Here is a 3,723-nt window from a genome sequence, read left to right on the forward strand (position 1 = left end):
GAGAGCCAAGATGAGTGAATCACGAAGCCGCCACACCGCATAGCCCCAACGATTCCGTCAGAACTGCCGTTGCTCTAGATGTGAGCTTGTGTCGAGTTGATAATGCGGGACTAAAACCTTCGAGGTATAATATCATTGATAGATCGAATGGCTGCACAAGCAGCGGGTTGGAGGGAACGATAGGATATTGGGAAGTGGGGGGCTCAGACCTTGAGAGGAGGTCGCCATGAGAGTCTTGAAGACACGTGAGGATGCCGCAGTTAATGGTCTTAATGCTGCTCTTGGCATCATTCTCCTGATCGCCCCCTGGCTGTTCGGCTTTGCCGCTGCTCAGGCTCCTGCTTGGACGGCTTGGATTGGTGGACTGGTCATCGCCGGCGTGTCGTTCGCGGCGTTGCTCCGGATGCTGGAGTGGGAGGAACGCATCAACTTCGTCGCTGGGCTCTATGTGATGGGCGCGCCCTGGCTCTTCGGCTTTTCTGGAATGCCTGCGGCCACTTGGACCCATGTTCTGATCGGATTGGGGGTCACGGTTCTGGCCATCATCGAGCTTTGGCGCATTCGCGTAAGCATGTCCGCAGGGTCGCCATGAAGTCATGATCGCCTTGATACCCTGGAACTCGCCTCTTCAGTAAGACGCAGAGAGGGACTGGACAGGTGTTCAGCATTGCCTCCGTCATACCTCCCAGCACGAGTTCTCTCAGCCATGAATGGGCGGAGGCTACTAATCACGGAAGTGGTGAACCCAAGTCTCCGATTTAGGCTTATGCCTACAGGCTCAGGAACTCTCGCCTCTCTAGACCGTTCGGCATTTCCATCTGAACGTTCATAGGGAAATTCTTGAGGTCGCATAGAATGCAAATCTCCAGTGACTTGGACAGGCGAATTGCTGAGTTGGCCGCTTTTCTTGATCCCGTAGCATTTGAGCACGGGCAAGATCGCTCTCTGGCTAAGCGCCGGGATGCCGCGTGGCGGGAGGCGGCTAACCGGATCAGGTCCTACAGCATCGGACGTGAAAAGTGGATTTGCACTTTTGGGACCCATCCGATGCTTTCTCCTTGAATGAGAGCATCGTTGAGAGCGGACCTTCGGTTCCGCACGATGCTCTAGCCTGCCTAAACGGACCTTCCCCTGCATGCGCCAGGGACTTCCTGTGCAACCTTTAGCATAGCCGAGATTCCAAACTCACATGGGGCTTCATCTGTGAGCGCTTCCTCAGCCACAGGGCTGTGCAAAGGTCCTTTCGAGAAATGGTGCTCAAGAGTATCATTCCTCTCGAAAGAGCATTTTGCACCAGACGAGCCCTTCCTTTCCACCTTCGGGGGGGCAGCCAGATCCATAGGCCAGGAGGTTGGCAATGCGTGTGCTCACCTCATTTCTGAAAATTGCCGGACTGGCAATCTGCTTGGTGGGAGGGGGTGTATCCGCTCAGACACTGCCCCTGCCAGAACCTCTGATCAGTCTGAACAGCGAACGCGGGGCCCATTTGCTGCTGGAAAGCGAGGCGAACCGCGCCTACTGGCCGCTCAGCATTCAATTCGTGACGCAGAAGAACCAGGCCTATTGTGGTGTCGCGAGCCTCGTGATGGTTCTCAATGCGCTTGGCGTTCCGGCCCCGTCTACTCCAGAGTTTGAGCCGTTCAAGACCTTCACGCAAGATAACGTGCTCAACGACGAAACTGAGCAGATTCTGCCCAAGGCGGTCCTCGCCCGGATCGGGATGACGCTCGACCAGATCGGCGCCATTCTCACCTCCTATGCAGTGGAGGCTGACGTCCGCCACGCTGCCGACATGAGCCTGGACGAGTTTCGCAAACTGGCGGTTGACGCCCTCAGCACGCCTAACCGGTACGTGATCGTGAACTACTTGCGACGGTCGATCGGTCAGGAACGTGGGGGGCACATTTCGCCCTTGGCGGCTTATGATGCCGACACGGACCGTTTCCTGATTCTTGATGTCTCGAGGTACAAGTATCCGCCTGTCTGGGTTCGAGCCGATGACCTCTACGCAGCCATGAACACACCCGATCCTGATAATGAGAACCGGACGCGCGGCTTCGTTTTGGTTGAAGCGGGAAGGTAATCGAATGGTGCTTAGCGCATCGTGGGACTCGGAAAACCGGATCCACTTTTCCGTACGATGCGCTAGGAAGGACCAGACCGTTCGGGAGATCAAAGGCTCCTCGAACTGCGGCTATATATCGAAGCGAGGCAAGGAGCAGTCCGGCGCGACCCATAGCAATGTTCAATCACGTTTCAGTCTGTACGTGATGTGAGACCAAGCTGAAGATCATCTGTTCGTTCGGAATACCTTGCAGAACGAAGCTGCCGATAGGCTTTGTCGTGTCAGTTGGAAAGAACATCGCCACCTCCCGTGAGCACAGGGCAGTCAGGTTCAGGCTCTTGGCAACCGCTTCCAGCCGGCTCATGAAGTTTACGGTGGGGCCGACCACTGTGAAGTCCAATCGATCTGCACTACCGATATTGCCGTAGATGACCCGCCCTATGTGCAGGCAGCCGATAAAGTGCAGGCCGCCAATTTCAACAGCCTTCACCAAGGCTGCCTCCAAGGCACGACGTGCACGAGCGCTGGCCTCCGCTCGTCCACCTGCGCCGACAGGAAAGATTGACAGTACCCCATCACCAATGAACTTCAGCACATCACCTCGTTCTGCCCGGACAGCCTCGACGACGATCTCCAGATACAGATCAAGGCGTTCCAGGAGTTGGTCGGGTGCCAGTTGTTCCGCGAGAGCGGTGTATCCGCGCAGATCCGTGAGCAGAACCGCCGCTTCGATTTCCACCTGATCACCTCGACGAATTGCGCCTGCCGCGATGCGTTCGGCAGGACCATCTCCAAGGTAGGTTCGGAGCAGGCTCTCGGTGGAGCGACGCATAGCGGCAGGCTCCAACGCAGCAGCGAGGAAGGGACTGAGTTCCTCAATGAGTGCCATATCATCCGGACGGAAGCCATCGATGCGATCGGTTGTGAATGCGGCTCCTTGAACTGAGCCGTCCCCGTAGGTGATGGGAAGGGCCAAGTAATCTGTGCTGCCTGCCGCTGCCAACTCGAACAGCACCGGATGGTCATGGGCTGGATCAAGGTGCTGCAGCGAGCGCTGAAAGCGAGTTCGGGTCTTGGCGACATGCTCGAACGGACTGCCCGTGTAAGAATCCGTTGCCAGAACGCTGCGAGGAACCGTGTATTCCTCGGCTCCGGTCCCGCGCACCCAGATGATCCCCCAGGCTCCGATAAGAGGGTTGGCCAGCCGCTGCCCGACGCGCACGCGCCAGAGTGGGATGCCGGCACGCACCAGCCGCTCGCAAATCTCTGTCACGATCTCGACAGGAGTGAGGGTCACACGCGCAGGACCGACCAGCCAACTTGCAAGGCCGAAGACATTGACATTTGGCTTCGGGCGACGGAGCACGCTCGTTCCCTCCGAATTGTCGTGGAGGTCACTCGGAGTTCGATCTTATTATTGCAAATTACAAGTGTCAGCCGCCAATCGGCTTCACCGGTGCTTCACTTGGAATCCTGGTGAGAAAGCGCTCAAATAGCGAGAGCGAACGCAAAGACGAGGAGGGGTAAGGCGCTGAAGAGGCCGACCCACCGGAGAGCACGGGCAAGCCGATCATTCGGTGGACTTAGAGTGCCTAACAAAACTGGAGTGAGTGCGTTGGTTTGGCATGGCCAAACCTCTTGTTTCCAATGCTCTCTGG

Annotated in this window: 3 protein-coding genes; 2 read left to right on the plus strand and 1 reads right to left on the minus strand. The window is 57.1% G+C overall.

Annotation, left to right across the window (positions count from 1 at the left end):
• Positions 1-226: 226 nt before the first annotated feature.
• Both DC522_RS32775 and DC522_RS32785 read left to right on the plus strand, forming a co-directional pair.
• The gene (locus DC522_RS32775; protein ID WP_116532598.1) at positions 227-592 is read left to right on the plus strand and encodes an SPW repeat protein; all 366 of its coding nucleotides are present in this window, start codon (positions 227-229) and stop codon (positions 590-592) included.
• Positions 593-1,357: 765 nt separating this feature from the next.
• Positions 1,358-2,083: a phytochelatin synthase family protein gene (locus DC522_RS32785; protein WP_116532600.1), complete on the plus strand. Its 726-nt coding sequence runs from the start codon at positions 1,358-1,360 to the stop codon at positions 2,081-2,083.
• A 166-nt stretch (positions 2,084-2,249) separates the two neighbouring features.
• Here DC522_RS32785 and DC522_RS32790 read toward each other — a convergent pair whose 3' ends face one another.
• Positions 2,250-3,431: an adenylate/guanylate cyclase domain-containing protein gene (locus DC522_RS32790; protein ID WP_116532601.1), complete on the minus strand. Its 1,182-nt coding sequence runs from the start codon at positions 3,429-3,431 to the stop codon at positions 2,250-2,252.
• Positions 3,432-3,723: the final 292 nt, after the last annotated feature.

The organism is Microvirga sp. KLBC 81, assembly GCF_003075415.1.
In the GTDB taxonomy this organism is placed as follows: Bacteria; Pseudomonadota; Alphaproteobacteria; order Rhizobiales; family Beijerinckiaceae; genus Microvirga.

Bases quoted from the DNA above. Each gene is read 5' to 3' on its own strand.
- DC522_RS32775 (WP_116532598.1), top strand. From the start codon at position 227: ATGAGAGTCTTGAAGACACGTGAGGATGCCGCAGTTAATGGTCTTAAT.
- DC522_RS32785 (WP_116532600.1), top strand. From the start codon at position 1,358: ATGCGTGTGCTCACCTCATTTCTGAAAATTGCCGGACTGGCAATCTGC.